The organism is Methanobrevibacter sp. (assembly GCF_045220775.1).
GTDB lineage: Archaea > Methanobacteriota > Methanobacteria > Methanobacteriales > Methanobacteriaceae > Methanocatella.
Genome location: NZ_JBGUWC010000028.1, coordinates 1 through 1,887, shown reverse-complemented (window position 1 = coordinate 1,887; position 1,887 = coordinate 1). Strand labels below are relative to the sequence as shown.

General features: G+C 34.3%; 2 protein-coding genes. One reads left to right on the top strand and one right to left on the bottom strand.

The window, feature by feature from the left end:
* Positions 1-81: 81 nt before the first annotated feature.
* A complete protein-coding gene (locus ACJROP_RS01405) occupies positions 82-285 on the bottom strand; it encodes a hypothetical protein (RefSeq protein WP_406533719.1) in 204 nt (67 codons plus the stop codon).
* 1,299 nt (positions 286-1,584) lie between these two features.
* Here ACJROP_RS01405 and ACJROP_RS01400 point away from each other — a divergent pair.
* Positions 1,585-1,887, top strand: a 303-nt coding sequence (locus ACJROP_RS01400; protein ID WP_406533718.1) for an RteC domain-containing protein, incomplete at its 3' end; no start/stop codon positions are given.

Sequence of the window (1,887 nt, the reverse complement as noted above, 5' to 3'; positions counted from 1 at the left end):
TCAAAAGAAATAGTTTATTATAAATTAGTTATGGTATCTAAGGCTCGCAGTGATGCGAGCCTTTTTTGTTTAAACGAAGCTTTATTTTGATTCTTCCTTATCCTTTCCTAAGAGCTCTGGTATATCTGGATAGACTACTTCAAAAGCATACCTAAGCTCTTCTATAGAAAAGTCACACATTCTTTTATTTCCGACCTTATCGAAGAATTCCTTATGTTTATTCTTGAGTTGTTCATACAGTTTATCAGCCTCGATAAGTTTCTCTGATTTTTGTTTCTTGTTCATTGTTTTTTAATATTAAGTGTTATTACTTTGTTATCCGGCCTGCAAAAGTAAGCAAAATCATTGAATTAGCCAAATAAATACCTATTTATATTTGGTCAGGTTGTGGGAAATGTGTACCTTTGTGCCCGGTTAAGGAAATAATGAAGTCCAATGAATGCTGTGATAGCATGGGGCTTGGTTGATTAGTTAAATTTTTGTAGTGGTTACTGCAGCGGCAGTTAGTTAGTTAATTTTCATATTAAAACCCCTACTCGGGTTTATTAATTAATTTGTTTTTCAGGAGAACCGGCAGTGATGCTCGTTCTCTTTTTGTTTTAGTGTAAAGTGCATTTTTTCTCTAAAATATTTGGAACTTATTAAAACATTTCTTATCTTTGCAGCGTCAAAAGTTCGCTTTTGACTATCCGGGCAGAATCCCGAGAGGGCAAGACTATATCGACACTACCCAATTTAAAAAGAGTTGCTTATGCAGCTCTATTTTTTGTTTGTCCCAAATAAAAACCTATTTATATTTGGTCAGGTCGTGAGAAATGTGTACCTTTGCAGCCAATAAAATAAGTTTTTCATATAGCCGATCAATGCCGTGATGGCATGGAGGCTAAACAATTGTTCATTAAATATTAGTTTTGGTTTATGGTTGATTTTTAATGCCGTGATGGCATAAGTACATGATATTCAGTCTTTTTATCTTAGGTTAGATAAAAACAAGGAGAACCAGCAGTGATGCTCGTTCTCTTTTTTGTTTTGTAAAAAATACAATTTTAATGCAAAAAAATACTATAGAAATTTGGAAGTTTTTCAAAATTTGCGTAATTTTGTGCCCGAAAAATAATTAGCTTTAATTGACTGCAGTGACAGCAAGTAGTAGTTTTTCATAATAGTAGTTTTTCATAATAGATAGTAAAACCTATATAAATGCCGTGATGGCATAAGGTTTCGGTTCAAAAAACCATTAAAGTTTTTAGACAATCAAAAGAGAACAAGCAGTGATGCCAGTTCTCTATTTTTTTTGTGGGTATTAATTTGGCCGGGTCCTAGAAAATTAGTACCTTTGCACATCAGAATGACCAAGTCAGCAATATCATCGATGAATTATCTAAGCCCAGGATCAATTTGTTGGGCTGACTTCTTAGCAATGGGCGCCCGATTAACCAATTCTCCCGATAAGTTTAATTCGCATCGTTAGTGCGGATGCGAATCTTGTTCAATCATTATTTCGGTATTAGAGATTTCTGATGCCCTTATTTTTTGCGCGCTAATTTCAAGTAACATTATCAAACAAATAAAAATTAAAAGATTATGAATATTAAAATGAATATAAAGAAAGTTGTAATTAATAACAAGGTTGTAAAGTTGTTCAAGAAGAATCCAAAGTTGACTTGGTCGGGTACTCAGGCAGATCTGGTGGAGATTGTGTATTACATTCGTATGACTAGAATGGTTAAGAACGATAGAGGACGCGAAGCCACCATGACTGAGCTTACCAAAGCTTTTTTCAATCTGTTCAACGCGAAGGCTCCAAGCAATCCGACCAAGATTGTAGATAATCTCAAGAAGCGCAAGAAGCCAAAAGAGAAGAGTCTTCTGTACCGAATTCTTAAA